Source organism: Acetobacter farinalis (assembly GCF_011516935.1).
Taxonomy (GTDB): domain Bacteria; phylum Pseudomonadota; class Alphaproteobacteria; order Acetobacterales; family Acetobacteraceae; genus Acetobacter; species Acetobacter farinalis.
The window spans coordinates 119,489-134,349 of the sequence record NZ_WOTF01000001.1 but is presented as its reverse complement, the minus strand read 5'-3'; the positions used below and the strand labels follow the sequence as shown (position 1 = coordinate 134,349).

General features: G+C 60.0%; 15 protein-coding genes. 6 read left to right on the top strand and 9 right to left on the bottom strand.

Annotation, left to right across the window (positions count from 1 at the left end):
* Positions 1–39: 39 nt before the first annotated feature.
* Positions 40–1,467, top strand: a complete 1,428-nt coding sequence (locus tag GOB82_RS00625; protein WP_166118392.1) for an FAD-binding oxidoreductase — start codon at positions 40–42, stop codon at positions 1,465–1,467.
* Between the two features lie 81 nt (positions 1,468–1,548).
* On the opposite strand, the gene GOB82_RS00620 is transcribed toward GOB82_RS00625, so the two are convergent.
* The 3 genes from GOB82_RS00620 to GOB82_RS00610 form a co-directional block, all read right to left on the bottom strand.
* On the bottom strand, positions 1,549–2,016 hold the full coding sequence (locus tag GOB82_RS00620) for a hypothetical protein (protein ID WP_166118389.1): 468 nt from the start codon (positions 2,014–2,016) through the stop codon (positions 1,549–1,551).
* A 32-nt stretch (positions 2,017–2,048) separates the two neighbouring features.
* A complete protein-coding gene (locus tag GOB82_RS00615) occupies positions 2,049–2,738 on the bottom strand; it encodes a hypothetical protein (protein ID WP_265793710.1) in 690 nt (229 codons plus the stop codon).
* A gap of 452 nt (positions 2,739–3,190) precedes the next feature.
* On the bottom strand, positions 3,191–3,805 hold the full coding sequence (locus GOB82_RS00610) for a cob(I)yrinic acid a,c-diamide adenosyltransferase (protein ID WP_166118386.1): 615 nt from the start codon (positions 3,803–3,805) through the stop codon (positions 3,191–3,193).
* A gap of 88 nt (positions 3,806–3,893) precedes the next feature.
* Between GOB82_RS00610 and GOB82_RS00605 the strand changes: the two genes are divergently transcribed.
* The 3 genes from GOB82_RS00605 to GOB82_RS00595 all read left to right on the top strand — a co-directional run bounded on the left by GOB82_RS00605 (position 3,894) and on the right by GOB82_RS00595 (position 6,226).
* On the top strand, positions 3,894–4,277 hold the full coding sequence (locus GOB82_RS00605; RefSeq protein ID WP_166118383.1) for a DUF423 domain-containing protein: 384 nt from the start codon (positions 3,894–3,896) through the stop codon (positions 4,275–4,277).
* On the top strand, positions 4,274–5,215 hold the full coding sequence (locus GOB82_RS00600; RefSeq protein WP_166118380.1) for an SAM-dependent methyltransferase: 942 nt from the start codon (positions 4,274–4,276) through the stop codon (positions 5,213–5,215). The genes GOB82_RS00605 and GOB82_RS00600 overlap by 4 nt, the downstream gene beginning before the upstream one ends.
* 138 nt (positions 5,216–5,353) lie before the next feature.
* The gene (locus tag GOB82_RS00595; RefSeq protein WP_166118377.1) at positions 5,354–6,226 is read left to right on the top strand and encodes an NmrA family NAD(P)-binding protein; all 873 of its coding nucleotides are present in this window, start codon (positions 5,354–5,356) and stop codon (positions 6,224–6,226) included.
* 131 nt (positions 6,227–6,357) lie between these two features.
* Here the strand turns inward: GOB82_RS00595 and GOB82_RS00590 are convergent, their stop codons facing one another.
* From GOB82_RS00590 to GOB82_RS00575, 4 genes are all read right to left on the bottom strand, one after another.
* The gene (locus tag GOB82_RS00590) at positions 6,358–8,553 is read right to left on the bottom strand and encodes a pyrroloquinoline quinone-dependent dehydrogenase (protein ID WP_166118374.1); all 2,196 of its coding nucleotides are present in this window, start codon (positions 8,551–8,553) and stop codon (positions 6,358–6,360) included.
* Positions 8,553–8,936 (bottom strand): glycerol dehydrogenase, encoded by a 384-nt coding sequence (locus GOB82_RS00585; protein WP_166118371.1) that lies wholly within the window; start codon positions 8,934–8,936, stop codon positions 8,553–8,555. The genes GOB82_RS00590 and GOB82_RS00585 overlap by 1 nt, the downstream gene beginning before the upstream one ends.
* A gap of 477 nt (positions 8,937–9,413) precedes the next feature.
* Positions 9,414–9,716: a hypothetical protein gene (locus tag GOB82_RS00580; RefSeq protein WP_166118368.1), complete on the bottom strand. Its 303-nt coding sequence runs from the start codon at positions 9,714–9,716 to the stop codon at positions 9,414–9,416.
* A 26-nt stretch (positions 9,717–9,742) separates the two neighbouring features.
* Positions 9,743–10,366: a hypothetical protein gene (locus GOB82_RS00575; protein ID WP_166118365.1), complete on the bottom strand. Its 624-nt coding sequence runs from the start codon at positions 10,364–10,366 to the stop codon at positions 9,743–9,745.
* Positions 10,367–10,406: 40 nt separating this feature from the next.
* Between GOB82_RS00575 and GOB82_RS00570 the strand changes: the two genes are divergently transcribed.
* A complete protein-coding gene (locus GOB82_RS00570) occupies positions 10,407–10,658 on the top strand; it encodes a DUF1653 domain-containing protein (RefSeq protein ID WP_166118362.1) in 252 nt (83 codons plus the stop codon).
* Positions 10,659–10,739: 81 nt separating this feature from the next.
* Here GOB82_RS00570 and acs read toward each other — a convergent pair whose 3' ends face one another.
* Both acs and GOB82_RS00560 read right to left on the bottom strand, forming a co-directional pair.
* Positions 10,740–12,665, bottom strand: coding sequence for an acetate--CoA ligase (gene acs / locus GOB82_RS00565; protein WP_377791968.1), 1,926 nt, complete (start codon positions 12,663–12,665; stop codon positions 10,740–10,742).
* Between the two features lie 247 nt (positions 12,666–12,912).
* Positions 12,913–13,338: a DUF2501 domain-containing protein gene (locus tag GOB82_RS00560; RefSeq protein WP_166118359.1), complete on the bottom strand. Its 426-nt coding sequence runs from the start codon at positions 13,336–13,338 to the stop codon at positions 12,913–12,915.
* 567 nt (positions 13,339–13,905) lie between these two features.
* Here GOB82_RS00560 and GOB82_RS00555 point away from each other — a divergent pair.
* The gene (locus GOB82_RS00555; protein WP_166118356.1) at positions 13,906–14,670 is read left to right on the top strand and encodes a GntR family transcriptional regulator; all 765 of its coding nucleotides are present in this window, start codon (positions 13,906–13,908) and stop codon (positions 14,668–14,670) included.
* The last annotated feature ends 191 nt before the right edge of the window (positions 14,671–14,861 follow it).

The window sequence follows — 14,861 nt, the reverse complement described above, 5'->3', positions numbered from 1 at the left end:
TCTCCACCCTCACTCACGTTCCTGCTCAAGGTCCAGCCCATGCCTGACACGCTCCTTCCCCTTGCCCTTCATGACGCGCTTCTGGCACTTCTCGGTCCATCCGGGCTGCTGACCGAAGCCGGAGACACAGAGGCATTCTGCACGGACTGGCGCATGCTCTATCACGGCCGTTGCGCTGCCGTTCTGCGCCCCGCCACGACGGAAGAGTGTGCAAAAGCTGTCGCGCTGTGCGCGGAGTATGGCATTCCCATGGTCCCGCAGGGAGGGAACACCAGCATGGTGGGTGGGGCTACACCGGATGAAAGCGGCAGGGCCATTGTCATTTCCACCGTGCGCATGACACGTATCCACAGCATTGACCACGCAGACCTGACCATGACACTGGAGGCTGGTGTCACGCTCAAGGCCGCACAGGATGCAGCCAAGGCGGAAGGGCTGATGCTGCCCCTTTCCATTTCTTCTGAAGGGTCTGCTGAAATTGGGGGCATTCTGGCCACCAACGCGGGCGGAAACAACACCGTGCGTTATGGCAATGCACGGGAACTGGCCCTGGGGCTGGAAGCTGTCCTGCCGGACGGACAGGTGCTGAACCTGATGCGCCGCCTGCGCAAGGACAACACCGGATACGCCCTGCGGCAGCTTCTGATTGGCTCGGAGGGCACACTTGGCATTATCACCACCGCCATTCTTCAGCTTCAGCCCGCCCCCCGTTCCCGTGAGACAGCCCTGTGCGCGCTCTCCAGCGTGGATGATGTTCTGAAACTGTTCGCCGCCTTCCGCAGGCAGAACCCGGCGGCCATTCAGGCTTTTGAATATATGTCCGGCACCAGCATGGCGCTGGTCAACACCCTGATTGAAGGGGCCGCCCTGCCCCTGTCCGAACCCGCCGCAGCCTATGCGCTGGTGGAACTGGGCAGCCCGCGCGCGGATGAAAGCCTGCGCACCCTGATGGAAGAGGTTCTGGGGCAGGCACTCGAGGAGGGGCTGGTGACAGATGCCGTGCTGGCGGAAAGTGAAAGCCAGCGTCAGGCGCTCTGGATGATTCGTGAAGAACATGCGGAAGCCCAGAAACGCGCCGGGGCATCCGTGAAAAATGATGTCTCTGTACCGCTTTCTGCTATTCCGGACTTCATCAAAACCGCAACAGCCGCGTGTGAGGCCTTGATCCCCGGCATGCGCGTGGCTCCGTTCGGACATATTGGAGATGGCAACATCCATTTCAATCTGGTGCAGCCCGAGGGCATGGACCCCAAAGCCTTTCTGGCGCAGGACCATGCCATGATGGATACCGTGGCCAATATTGTCCGCGGGCTGGACGGTTCCTTCTCCGCCGAACACGGGGTCGGGCAGCTTAAAACCTACATGATGCCCTCATGGCGCGGCGGTGCGGAACTGGACAGCATGCGCAAGATCAAAACTGCGCTGGACCCGAAAAACTTGATGAATCCGGGCAAGATTTTTCCATAACCCTGGAAAGAGCCGCGTCCGCCACACTGCGTGGACGCGGCCTGCCTCCACACGACTGCTCTGCCAGAACGGAACAGGCCGCTATTTTCTACGCGTGAAAAAATCCAGTTCAGGATAACGCAGCGCTGAAAGCTGGAGCAGCAGGGCGGGCAGCAAGACCAGCCCAACATCCACACCCATCAGCAGAATAGCCACAACCGTGAACACAGGGGCCACAAGCCGTTCAACATGCGCGGCGCGCGGGCTGCTGCATGCCAGAACGGAGCAGAGGCCGCCAAGAGCGATAAACGCCGCGGCTATAACGGCGCGAATGGGGTGGCGCAGCATGCTGGGGGTCAGCCCGCCCATCACGCTGTCCAGCGAGGACATATCGGAAGACCAGCCCGCCAGCCCGAACAGAAAACTGAAGGGCAGGATCAGCACGCCAAACACGTCTTTCAACAGCACCAGAAAACCCAGAACAACCGGAGGCAGCAGCACAAAAGCCACCCCGAGCGCGACATCGGCAATCAGAAAAGCGAGTGCGGGCGTGACAGAATTATTCTTCATGCCCGCGTTCTTTTGCAAAACAGACCAGAGTTTCAGTCTTTCCACCATTTGACGGGCTGCGGCTCATCCTCAGCCATCACCAGCACGTCTTCCTCTTCCGCCTCAGCGGGTTTCAGGCGCGGGCGGCCACGCGGGCGGGCCTCCAGCTTTTTCCGCAGGGCCTCAATTTCCTCCTGCAGCGTTTCCACCGTGTTCCGGGTATTGCGCAGGGCGCGGTCTCTTTCCGTCAGGACTTCCTGATGCTCGGCCAGCTTGCCCTTGAGCTCACGCACCAGAAGATCCGCATGCGCCTGCCGGGTTTCAAACCCGCGCAGGGATGTCTGCAACGCGGTGATCTGGCGCTCGGCGTCCTCAGAGCGCAGTTTTTCATCCGCAAGCTGACGACGCAGGCGGGACATTTCCGAGCTTTCTTCTTCAGAAAAATGTACTGAGCGGGATGTGCCGACCGTGCGGGGCATGGCCAGCGTACGGGGTGTCGTGCGTGCAAGAGAGTGTTTCTCCACCTGCACATCACCATCTTTTACAAACCGGCGGCGCTTGCCCTGAGCCTGATCTCCCCCGGCGGCTGCCGGGCGGGGGGCAGGCTGCCCCTTGGCACGGGAGGAAGCCCCAAGCCGCTCCAGTGCGTTGCGCAGGGAGGCTTCTTCAAAAGCCTCATCGCGTTTTTCGTCGCCCGTCGGGGCTGATAAAAATGATGGTGTCTTCATAAATTCGGAAGTCACTCTGCTTTATACTTTCCTGACTCTGTAAAACATTGAAACCGGATTATCTGTGAAAAGGCTTTGAGCGACGTTAAATCGGCACAGCCTCTGGTCACCACTCCGGACATCGTTTTTCCTGCACTCCGGCAGGAGGGGGATAACCCAACAGGTTCCATTGAATATGTTGGTAAAGACCTGATCGCGCTTCAAAAGCCCACAAACAAGTTGTGCTCCTGCCTTACCACGTCTTTCCCGGTTTTCCAACAATTTCTGCAAACACGGGCAGGCGCTTCCCCTCTCCGGATGGCCCGGATGAGGGGAATTGTTAATTCCGCACCCAAGAAGACATCTGCAAAGTTCTTTGAAAATCTTTATAAAATAAAGCCTTCTTTAAAAAGACTTCAAAAACCCCCACCATCTCTCCTCCCATATTATTACTTAAAAAACATAATTTATTTTTACCGAAAAGACTCCTATACCTGCCCGCGCCGGGCTGCGGGGGTCCACAGCACATCCGTCCTGCCGTGCTGGTTGAAATGCCGTGCCAGCACAAAGAAATAATCAGAAAGCCTGTTAAGCATCTTCAGGAGTTCCGGATTCAGGGCCTCGTGCTGTGCAAGCGCCACCACCCGCCGCTCCGTGGTACGGGCCTGCGTGCGGGCCAGATGCGCCCATGCGGCGGCTTGCGTGCCGCCCGGCAGCACAAAACTGGTCAACGGGGCCTGAACCGCGCGCATCTGTTCAATCCAGCCTTCCAGTTCCGGCACAGCTTCCGCCCCAAGGCGCGTTGCGCGGTGCCGCCTTTCCGGTGCTCCGGCCCCATCTGCATCCCCCTCTCCGGGCTGCTCCGGCTGGCACAAATCCGCTCCCATATCAAAAAGCCGATTCTGGAGGTGCGCCAGTTGCCCGGCCTCGGCACTCTCGGGCGGCAGATGGCTGCGCAGCAGCCCGACCACGGCATTCAGCTCATCCAGACAGCCCATCGCCTCAATCCGGGTGCTGTTTTTACTGACGCGGGTTCCATCCCCCAGAGAGGTCTGCCCGGCATCTCCCCCACGGGTCACAACACGATCAATACGGATAGTCATGCCTCTCTCGCCTTCTGCACCAGTTTGTCGGGCTTATAGCAGGTTTCTGTTTCCGCTCCGCCTTGTTCAGCCTATAGAAGGCCGCATCATGCTTTCATTTTCCAGCCTTCCCCGTTCATGGCGCGTTTGCGGCGCTCTGCTTGCCGGTACCGGCACCATTCTTGGCGCGCTCATCGCGCATCTGCCGGAGGCTGATTTCGGCCCCGGAGGCCGGGCGATGGCACACAGCGCGCTGGAAATGCAGATGTGGCACGCACTGGCACTGCTGGCACTGGGTCTGACAACACAGGGCCGCCCGGCAAAAGCCCTTGCCCTTGGCGGATGCGGGCTGCTGCTGGGCACCCTTCTGTTCTGTGGTGGCGTGTATTTCACGGCGTTCACAGGCGCACACGCGGCCCATGTTGCGCCCACGGGCGGGAGCCTTCTCATCCTTTCATGGCTGTGCCTTGCCTTCGGGTGGCTGCGCGCATGAGCCAGACCTTTTGCGGCGCATGGCTGGCCCCGGAAGGGCTGGAGTCTGTTCTGGAGCAGGATCTGCTCCGGCGCGGCGTGACCGTGGCGCGCTGGCATGGCCAGCTCGCACTCTCGCATCAGCCCTCCGTTTTTTCTCCCTGGGCGCTGGATGTGTGGGAAGAGCCGGAACAGGTCTCCATCCCGTCCATCAAACAGGCGGCTGGCATTCTCCGCGCCCGCCAGCGCAACTGGGCCTTGTACGCTGCGGATTTTTTCCGCCGCGCCGCCCTGATTGAAGAACACCTGCCCCCCATCAAGACCACGCTGCTCACCTTCCCCACTCCTGCACCTACCAGCCCGCTGGGGGCGTGGACCCTCCTCTCACCCGACACCCTGCTGTTTTCAGCCCGCAAGAGCAGCCCGTTCATAAACGGCGCGCCAAAATTCGTGGAAAACCGGACAGGCCCGCCTTCCCGCGCCTATCTGAAACTCTGGGAGGCCTGCACCCTTCTGCGCCGCTGGCCCCAACCGGGCGAAACCTGCCTTGATCTGGGCGCCACCCCCGGCGGCTGGACATGGGCCATTGCCCAGCTCGGTGCGGATGTCACCGCCATTGACCGCGCACCGCTGGACCCGGCAGTGGCCGCCATGCCGCATGTCCAGTTCCAGCAGGGCAGCGCCTTCGGGCTGGAACCCACCGCGTTCCCGCAGGTGGACTGGGTGTTTTCAGATATCATTGCCTACCCTTCCCGCCTTCTGGCCCTTGCCCGGCGCTGGGTTGAGTCCGGCCGCACGAAAAATATGGTGCTGACAGTCAAGTTTCAGGGGGAGACGGACCACGAGACCGTGGCCGCCTTTGAAGCTATTCCCGGCGGCACCCTGCGCCATCTGGCGCACAACAAACATGAGCTGACGTTTTTCTGGTCTCAGGCGCTTGCGGAGGAGGCGGCAGCCTGAACTGCACTCCCGGAGAAGATCCGGTTTCTCAGTCACGTGCCTTGCTGACGGTGGATGGTGGACCGTCATAGCGCGGACTGCGGCGATACCTTATCAATAACACCGCTGTTACCGTTCCACTGAGATAAGGACGCGATTATGATCATTGTGACAGGTGCCAATGGCCAACTCGGCCGAGCCATTGTGACGCACCTTGCAGGACGTGGTGTCACACCGCGTGAAATTGTCGCCTGCGTTCGCGACCCCGGAAAGGCCGCTGACCTTGCCACCCTTGGTGTCACCATACGTACTGGTGACTTTGCCGATGCGCACAGCCTGAAAGCGGCCTTTCAGGGAGCCGGGCAGGTTCTTATCGTCTCGGTGGACAAGCTCGGAGAAGAAGCCTTGCGGCTTCATCGCACAGCAATTGAGGCCGCGCGGGCCGCCGGTGCGCGCCGTATTCTCTACACCAGCCATATGGGCGCTCGTCTGGGCTCACCATTCCTGCCAGCAGATCAGCACGCCGGCACCGAGGCGGATCTGGCCGCCAGCGGGGTTGCGTACACATCGCTACGCCACGGCTTTTACGCTGAAAGCTGCCTTCATATGATCGGCAACGATCTGCGCAGCGGGGAGCTCAGAACCCCTGAAGACGGCCCGATCAGCTGGACAGCACGGAGCGATCTTGCCGAAGCTGACAGCGCGATTCTCGCCTCAAACGGTGGGTGGGATGGCATCACGCCGCCTCTCACTGCAGGAGAGGCCGTTACAATGGCCGAGATTGCCGAAATCGCATCAGAGGTGACAGGCCGGACAGTGCGCCATGTCACCGTGACTGACGCAGCATGGCGTGAGGCGAAGATCGCCGCCGGGATGCCCCCCCTCTATGCTGACATGCTTTTAGGAACGTTCCTGGCCGCCCGTCGGGGTGACTTCGCCGCGACCGATCCGGCATTGGCAACGCTTCTCGGGCGCAAACCCAAGACCATACGGGATGCACTCTCCACGCCAGACCTTGCGCCGCGGCATTAAGGGCAGCACCCGCCAGCCATCACGCAGAACCCGCTGAGAAGCGAACGCACAGACTGAAAAGAAAAAGCCCTCTCTGGTAAAAATACCAGAGAGGGCCAATCAAAAACACTCCAACCGCGACTCTGCGGCTATCAGTTTTTATCGGGCAGTGCGTAAACAACCAGCGCATCACTGACCGGTGTCATCATGAAATGATGTCCCCCCGCCATGATGGCAACGTACTGTTTGCCCTTGTATTCATAGGTCATGGGCGTTGCCTGCCCACCACCCGGAAGCACAGCATTCCAGACTTCCTTGCCGGTTTTTATATCGAAGGCATGGATCAGGTTATCCGTTGTCGCACCCACAAAAACCAGTCCGGACGCCGTGATAAGCGGACCACCATTGTTAGGGGTGCCAATTGTCAACGGCATATAGGTGGGAAGTCCCCACGGACCATTTGCACGCGCACTCCCCAGAGGATGCTGCCACAACACCTTGTGTGCATGCATGTCGATGGCGGTGATCATCCCGTAAGGAGGCTTGTTGCACATCAGACCGGTGAATTTGTTCCAGAACGGTGTAACAAGAATCCCATAGGGTGAATCCGCCATCGCGCCGTTTCCTTCGGCACCCCCGGCTTTCGGGTTGAAATGCGGGCTGTCGATGGGAAGCAGACCCAGTGCATCAGCCTTCGTTCTGTGCACCAACTGATCACGCATGGGCGTGTTATTCCAGTTTGCAATCAGAATGCCGCTTTTGGCATCGTAAGCGATGCTTCCCCAGTCACTACCACCGTTATATCCGGGGTATTCAATCCACGGATGGCTGATTTCCGGCGCCGTAAATTCCCCTTCATATTTCGATTTTTTGAACAGAAGGCGGCAATAAAGCTCGTCAATCGGCGTCATGCCCCACATATCGGATTCCTTCAGAGGAGGGAATCCAAGACGCGGCATTCCAACAGACCACGGCTGGGTTGGTGAGCGAGGATCACCCGGTACGTCCGTATCAAGCGGAGCCGGACGTTCTTCCACAGGAAGAATGGGTTTGCCTGTGCGACGGTCCAGAACGAAGGTTTGCCCACGCTTTGTCGGCATGAGGAGTGCGGGCACGGTGCCGCTTCCATCTTCTGCCGGCAGGTCCGTCAGGGTTGCCTGAGAGCCGATATCATAGTCCCAGACATCTTTATGCACGGTCTGGAACACCCAGCGCGGCGTGCCTGTTTTCACGTCAAGCGCGACAACAGCGGAAGATACGGCGTTTTCTTTATCGGAGCGCATGGCGCTGTAGTAGTCAGCAGCCGAATTGCCCGTCGGCACATAAACCAGCCCCAGTTCATTGTCACCCGTCATGGCGGCCCATGAGTTGGGTGTCCCGCGGCTGTAATGTTCGCCCTCTTTGGGTTCTCCATGTTCGTTGGGGCGATTGACGTCCCACGCCCAGAGAAAACGTCCGGTTTCCGCATCATAGCCACGAATCACACCAGAGGGAGCCCAGCGGCGTTGCCCGTCCAGAACTTCCTGGTTCGTAATGATCGCACCGTTTACAACCGGCACCGGCGCGGTCATGGACACGAACCCCGGTACGGACTCGCCCATGCCCTTCATGAGATTGACTTCACCATGATAGCCAAAGGCTTCGCAGCGCTTGCCGGTTTCAGCATCCACCTCAATCAGGCGCATATCCAGCGTCCCTTCAAGGATGCGGGTATGGCAGGGCTGACCTTCAGGAACGGTTGAAGAGGTATAATATGTCACGGCCTTGCAGGCTGCGGTGTACGGAATGCTTTCGTATTTCACACCGGCCTTGAAGTGCCAGACTTCCTTCCCTGTTGCGGGGTCAAGCCGCATCATGTCGTTCATGGCCGAGCACATGTACAGCCCATCTCCAACCTTGATCGGAGTGGTTTCCGCTGCCCATTTGTTGGCTTCCCCCGGACCGGGTTTGCTTCCGGTATGGTAGACAAACGCTTCTTTCAGCTGGCTCACATTGTCAGGGGTGATCTGGTCAAGCGGTGAGGAGCGGGTTGCGTTGGAATCCCGCCCGTAGGCAGGCCAGTCATCATGTGCCGGGTTGCTGCTCTGCTGGGCCACAGCGGGCGTTGCCTCGCTTGGTTCGGCAGGCGGGCCAGGTGGAATATCAGCCGCATTGACACCCGGAGCCTGCGGGGCATCGGGAGACGGAGCGTTATACCAGCCTGGGGGGTGTGGCAGGTGAGGACCCTTGCCGCCGATAGAAGTAGACGGTGATTCTGAGAGAACCTGCGCCTGAGCGCTGACCGGAGCCGTGCTTAACGCCAAAGAGCCACAGAGAATGGTTGCTGCAAGCAGTGTGTTTTTGCGCATCAGGCCACACTCCCCTTAATTTGTGCTTCCTGCTCCATGCGGCGGAGCACTGGAATGGTCAGAACAACAGCGATGGCAACAAGGGTAGGACCAAACAGATGCGGCAGCAGACCCCACCCATTCAGGCCCACTTGCCAGAAGGCCCACGGCCAGGTGCAAAGCCACGCAACAAGATACAGCTGAGCGCCAAGGACGCGGCCAGCCAGCATAAGGATACCACCTGCAATAATCGTGACACCAAACAGAACATAGTAAGGAGAACCGCCAAAAAATACGAGCTGAACCCCCATAATCACCAAGGGTAAACCCAATAGAATCAGGAGAAGTGCCACTAGACAATTCGCCCATTCACCCGCTCCACGCGGGCAACGAACTTTTCCCATAAATAAAGCTCCACTCATTTTAGCTGCTCAGAAGACCTTAAACGTATGGAACGGCAGCTTGTTTCTATTATATGGATAATTTTACAGAAAACTTCCAATATTTAAAATATGCGTTTCTTTACAAAATCATAGAAAGACCAACATTACAAAAATAACGATTTATTGACGTGGTAGATTTACAGAAGCGCTTACGAATGAATTCGGCTATATGCTTCATCCCCAGTGTAAAGAGGCATAATTTCCGCGAGGAAGGGGGGCGGCCATAGCCGTGGCGCTTCGCCATAATACGGCATGCCTCTCGGGCAACTGCCTTTACGTGTCAGGGGCGGTATCGAAGGCAACACGCCGAAACGGTCAACGCACAAGACCTGTGCGACCGGTTCTTCTCATAATGATAACGCTGCGCGTGACAGGGCTGGGCAGAAGAGCCCTCAGGGTTCGTGCAAAACCCGTATCACCACATCCGGGGCTGAATTTTTAACGGCGGCGGTCCAGCAGCCGCTCGCTCCAGCGCACCAGCACAAGAGCCAGCATGAAGCAAAGCAGCATCAGCCCCACGGCAATCACCTGCTCCTGCTTTGCATCGCCATCAGCCGCCAGAATTTGCAGCAGGCCTGCTCCGGCATGCAGGCCCGTTTTTGCATCCACCCAGAGCAGGAGGTGCAGCCCTTCCCGCAGCGCAGCAATAAGCAGCACTGTGAGAACAACGGTGCACAGTGTTTTCAACACTGTGCGTGCGATGCTGCCCGCAGCCGTGGGGGACGATGTTTTTTCAGGCATGGGCGCTGGCCTCTTATGCAGGCCTCTTATTCGGAAACAGGGTGGCCGCTTTTTTTCATGGCTGCCTGATGGCGGCGGATGGATGTTTTAAAGCCCGGCAGGTCAGTCGCCACCAGCGTGTCCGCATAGGCACCTTTTTTCCACACCCAGCGGTCAGACCCATCCACCACAACATCTTTCATGCCACCGCGTGAGGATGGCATCAGGGTTATAGGCCCGCTGACAGAATCCAGAACCTTGGTCCAGCCTCCATCGTGCTGGAGATAGACATCCGTTGAGCACCCCGCAGAGCCGCACAGGCTGGCGGACTGCACCTGCACAAACAGCCCCATGCTCTTCCCGCTGGTGGAAAGCGGGGCCGAGCCAATCAGTACCAGAGCTTTTTCATGATGGCGGGTGGCGGAGGCAAGATCATCCGCGTTCAGCTTGCGGGCTTCCTTGTCCAGCGCCGTGCCGGGCTGGCTTGTCATCACCACCGGCTCTCCGCTCTGCTGCGCCGCAGTCTTGCCAGCGTGTTTTGTATGTGCGCCGCCTTTATGCGTCCCGGTATGCGTACTGGCCTTCCCCTGTGTGGCGGCATAACCGGGCGCACTGCACGACAAGACTGCAAAAGCTGCCAGCGCCTGGCACAGAAGAACTTTTCGGTTCAAGGTTGCGATCCTTCCGCAAGCTGTGGGACACAAGATTACCATGAAAACCAGTAACCCCAACATTCTCGATACGCCCGTGCCCGACCATCCGCGCCCCGGCCCCTACCAACATTACAAAGGCGGACTGTATACCGTGATCTGCACAGGACGCCACAGCGAGACCGAAGAATGGCTCGTGACCTACCGCAGTGAAGCCCGCGGAGACTACTGGGTGCGCCCTCTGGCCATGTGGCAGGAAACCGTGAACGGTGTGCCGCGCTTCGCACTCATCTCCTCGGCTGAAGAGCCCTAGCGCCCCTCGCGCCAAACCCCCGACGTCACCATGACCTTCGGGGCCGGGGCACTGCCCCCGCCCCGTTCGCACAGCGCGCGCTTACGCGTTCTGTGCCTGCACGGAAGCAATGAGTTCCTGCACAATCTCGGGGTCTGCCAGCGTGGAGAGATCCCCCAGCCCGTCCAGTTCCTGTGCCGCAATCTTGCGCAGCAGGCGCCGTACAATTTTGCCAGACCGGGTTTTGGGCAGATCCCGCACCGCGTAGATTTTTTCCGGCACGGCATAGCGCCCCACCGCCGCGGCAATGGCGCGGCTTACGGCGGCGGGGTCAAACACCCCCTCCTGCCTCGGCACGACAAATACGACCAGCCCCTGCCCCTTCAGGTCATGCGGCACGCCGACAGCAGCGCTTTCCACCACCTCATGGTCCGTCGCCACGGCATCTTCAATTTCCGCCGTGCCAATCCGGTGGCCGGAGACATTCACCACATCATCCACGCGGCCGGTAATCCAGTAATCCCCCTCCGCATCCCGCCGTGCGCCATCCCCCGTAAAGTAATAGCCGGGGCAGGTGGTAAAATAGGTCTGCCGATAGCGCGCATGGTCCTGCCAGATGGTGAGCGCCTGCCCCGGCCAGGACTGCGCGATGCACAGCAGCCCTTCCCCCGGGCCTTCCACCGGCTGCCCCTGCGTGTCCAGCAGTGCGGCCTGCACACCCGGCAGCGGCTGGCATGCCGCGCCGGGGCGCGGTGTGACACAGCCTGCGGCGGCGGTAATCATCACGCCGCCGGTTTCAGTCTGCCACCAGGTATCCACCACCGGACAGCGGCCCTTGCCCACTTCATCATGAAACCACTGCCACGCTTCCGGGCTGATCGGCTCCCCTACCGTGCCAATCACCCGCAGGCTGGCGAGGGATCGGCCGCGCACCACCTCATCCCCCTCCCGCATGGCGGCCCGCACCACGGTGGGGGAGGAATAGAAGGCTGTCACGCCGTACTGGTCGATCACATCCCACCAGCGGCCCGGCTCCGGCCATGACGGCAGGCCTTCATACACAAGAATAGTGCCGCCATTGGCCAGCGGGCCGTACACCACATAAGTATGCCCGGTAATCCAGCTTGTATCCGCCGTGCACCAGAAAATATCGTCCGGCCTGTGGTCAAACACCGTGGCATGCGTGAACGCCGCCCAGAGCAGATACCCTCCGGACCCATGCACCAGCCCCTTGGGCCGCCCGGTGCTGCCGGACGTATAGAGCAGGAAAAGCGGGTCCTGCGCATTCATGCTTTCCGGGGGGCATTCAGGCTGTTCCCGCGCCACTTCCTCCGCATAAAACAGGTCTCGCCCCGGCTGCATCGGCACGTCAGCCCCCGTCACCCGGACAACCAGCACATGCTGCACGCGGCTTTCCGCCCCGCAGCGGGCTATGGCCTCATCCATGGTGGTTTTGCTTGGAATACGCTTGCTGCCCCGGCGGGCCACATCGGCTGTCAGCACCAGCAGCGCGCCACTGTCACTCAGCCGTTCAGCCAGCCCCTCGGCTGAAAAGCCGCCAAACAACACCACATGCACCGCGCCGATGCGGGCACACGCCAGCATGGCCACCACACCCTCCACCACCATGGGCAGATGGATGGCCACGCAATCCCCTTTTTTTACCCCCAGCCGCCGCAGCACATTGGCCAGACGGCACACGCGGGCATGCAGTTCCCGATAGGTCAGGCTCTCTTTCTGTTCCGCCTCCTGCCCCTGCCAGAGCAGAGCCACCTTGTCCGGCTGGGTGCGGACATGCCGGTCCAGACAGTTTTCCGAGACGTTCAGCCGCCCATCAGCAAACCAGTCAATCCGGATATCGTTTGTGAACTCAGAGCGGGATGCCTGCCGGGGGGCGCTCTGCCAGCTCAACCTGCGCGCCTGCTCCAGCCAGAAGGCTTCAGGGTCCTGCTGCGCCCTGCGCACCATGGCCTCGTACTGTCCGACTGTCAGACCTGCTCCCGCCGGAGCCTCAAACGCTTCTGGCACGCTTTTCCCGCCTTTATTTCTTGTTGTGTATCCTGCCGGCCTGAATGCAGGGCTACGGGATTTTGATCACATCAAACGCAAGGGGGAAAGGCACAGACGCTTGATCTTTAATATTAAAATTCGTCCACATGAACATGCCGCCAGACACAAAAAAAGGCCAGCCGCACTGCGACTGACCTCTTCAGACCCTTTACCCCTCCCCCCGTCCGGCAGGATGCCTGACAGGGTGGAAGGAAGAGCGTTGCTCTTACAGAGCGGCCTGTGCGCGCTCCAGAACAGCCTTGCAGGCCTTCTGGCGCAGCGGGACGCTTGCCGTTGCAATGGTGTAGGTCTTGCCGTTGGCCTGAAGCTGGCCAGCCGTACCCAGTGCATAGTGCATGTTGCCTTCCTGCCCGTCGGGCACGGCATTGATTTTCTGGTTGTAGGACTGGAGCACCTTAAAGGCTGCGTCATTGTCCGCCAGATAGGCGTTCTCTGTACAATAGTTCAGCAGGCCGCCCACTTCAGCCGGATTGATGGAACCAATAAAGCCGGACACATCCGTATCGGTCTGCACAGCAGTTTTGGAACCGGCTTCTGCCGGAGTTTCGGCGGCATGAGCAAACAGCGGCGCACCAGCAAGCATTGTTGTCACAGCAAGCGCCGACAGGGCACGTACAGAAATCAGTTTCATTCAGAATCTCCCTAGCGGAATATGCGCCAAACTGGCCTGCAATTCGGAGAAAGATCAAGCCAGCCCAGCGCGCGGCACAAGCATGGCAGACCACTGATCCTCCTCAATTTTCTTCCCCGCGCACCCTCTGGCAGCCCCGCGCGGTAGGCCCCCTGGCTCCGGCCATCCCTCCGCGTGCGGGGCCTGCACCCGCCACCGCACATCCCCCGCACCGCCTCCGGAAGGCAGCCCGGCCTTCGGGCTTGATCAAAAAAATGATGACAGGAGAGGCACTTTCTGAATTTCCACCCCCTGAAAGCAGACCACCCGGCCCACCCTTCCCCGAGGCCGGAAAGCGGCCACGCCAGCCCCGGCCCCCCGGCCTGTTCACAGGCCTGCCCACCCGGCCTCCACCCGCCTGAAGGCTCTGTCACGAGAGGGCTCCCACCATGATCACGATAGTGTGACCATGCACATCCCCACCTTTCGGCCCGCCCCTCCCGGCCATGCTGATTGGACAGGATGCCTGAGCTGACTATGATAAGCAGTCACGAATCAGTAACGATCTACACGGGAGAGCCGTCGCCCATGCTGCCGGCCAGTCTTTTTTGCCAGACAGAGTTTGCGGGCCACGGCACGGCGTCTGAAACCATCTGTGCCGCCCTGCGCAAGGCCATTCTGGCCGATGCCATTCGTGCTGGTCAGCCTCTGCCGCAATCAGAGCTGGCTGCAGGGTTTGGTGTCAGCATCATTCCCGTGCGGGAAGCTCTGAAACATCTGGAAGCTGAAGGGCTGGTGGCCTTCCTGCCCAATCGCGGTGCGATTGTCATGGGGCTGGATGCCTCTGATATTCTGGAATATTCGCAAATCCGCGCCCTGCTGGAAGAACAGGCCGCGCGGGAAGCCGTGACGCGCATGACGCGCGTAGACCTCGCCCATATTGAAGATGCCTATGAGGCCTTTGTGGAAGGCACCCGCAACCCGGACACCACCCGCCCTTCCGGCGCGCTGAACCGGGCCTTTCATAACGCCATTTATGTTGCTGCCCGCAAACCCCGCCTGCTGGGCATGATTGATGACCTGCATAACCGGCTGGACCGCTATATTCGCGGGCATCTGGTGCTGGAAGGCCGAAAGACCATCACGGATCAGGAACATCTGGCCATTCTGGAGGCCTGCCGCGCGCGTGATGCCGACCTTGCGGCACGCCTCACCCGTCAGCACATTCTGGAAGCCGCCGATATTTCCGCAGAGGTCTTCCGGAGAAACGCTGGAGCAAACCAGCAGGAAACGGATCAGCGTGATCAGGGCCAGAGCGACCTTGAGCCGCACAGGCTCGACCGGACAGGCTGAGCCTCTGCTGCCGCACATCTCCCTGCGCGCCTGACCTCTGACACTTGGCGTCTACACACCCGGCTTCTGCACGTTTGGCCGCTGCACACTTGGCCTCTGTGCGCCCGCACCTTACGGGTCCACTCCCGATAGGGCCTCTTCGGGCTCCCTCTGCTTTCTTTCCGGCCTCATGCAAGCCCTCTTCCAGCCGG

What these genes read in the sequence shown, in the direction of transcription:
- GOB82_RS00590 (WP_166118374.1), bottom strand. Translation starts at nt 8,553, where the DNA reads ATGCGCAAAAACACACTGCTTGCAGCAACCATTCTCTGTGGCTCTTTG.
- GOB82_RS00580 (WP_166118368.1), bottom strand. Translation starts at nt 9,716, where the DNA reads ATGCCTGAAAAAACATCGTCCCCCACGGCTGCGGGCAGCATCGCACGC.
- GOB82_RS00560 (WP_166118359.1), bottom strand. Translation starts at nt 13,338, where the DNA reads ATGAAACTGATTTCTGTACGTGCCCTGTCGGCGCTTGCTGTGACAACA.
- GOB82_RS00570 (WP_166118362.1), top strand. Translation starts at nt 10,407, where the DNA reads ATGAAAACCAGTAACCCCAACATTCTCGATACGCCCGTGCCCGACCAT.
- GOB82_RS00625 (WP_166118392.1), top strand. Translation starts at nt 40, where the DNA reads ATGCCTGACACGCTCCTTCCCCTTGCCCTTCATGACGCGCTTCTGGCA.
- GOB82_RS00585 (WP_166118371.1), bottom strand. Translation starts at nt 8,936, where the DNA reads ATGGGAAAAGTTCGTTGCCCGCGTGGAGCGGGTGAATGGGCGAATTGT.
- GOB82_RS00605 (WP_166118383.1), top strand. Translation starts at nt 3,894, where the DNA reads ATGCTTTCATTTTCCAGCCTTCCCCGTTCATGGCGCGTTTGCGGCGCT.
- GOB82_RS00555 (WP_166118356.1), top strand. Translation starts at nt 13,906, where the DNA reads ATGCTGCCGGCCAGTCTTTTTTGCCAGACAGAGTTTGCGGGCCACGGC.
- GOB82_RS00600 (WP_166118380.1), top strand. Translation starts at nt 4,274, where the DNA reads ATGAGCCAGACCTTTTGCGGCGCATGGCTGGCCCCGGAAGGGCTGGAG.
- GOB82_RS00595 (WP_166118377.1), top strand. Translation starts at nt 5,354, where the DNA reads ATGATCATTGTGACAGGTGCCAATGGCCAACTCGGCCGAGCCATTGTG.
- GOB82_RS00610 (WP_166118386.1), bottom strand. Translation starts at nt 3,805, where the DNA reads ATGACTATCCGTATTGATCGTGTTGTGACCCGTGGGGGAGATGCCGGG.
- GOB82_RS00620 (WP_166118389.1), bottom strand. Translation starts at nt 2,016, where the DNA reads ATGAAGAATAATTCTGTCACGCCCGCACTCGCTTTTCTGATTGCCGAT.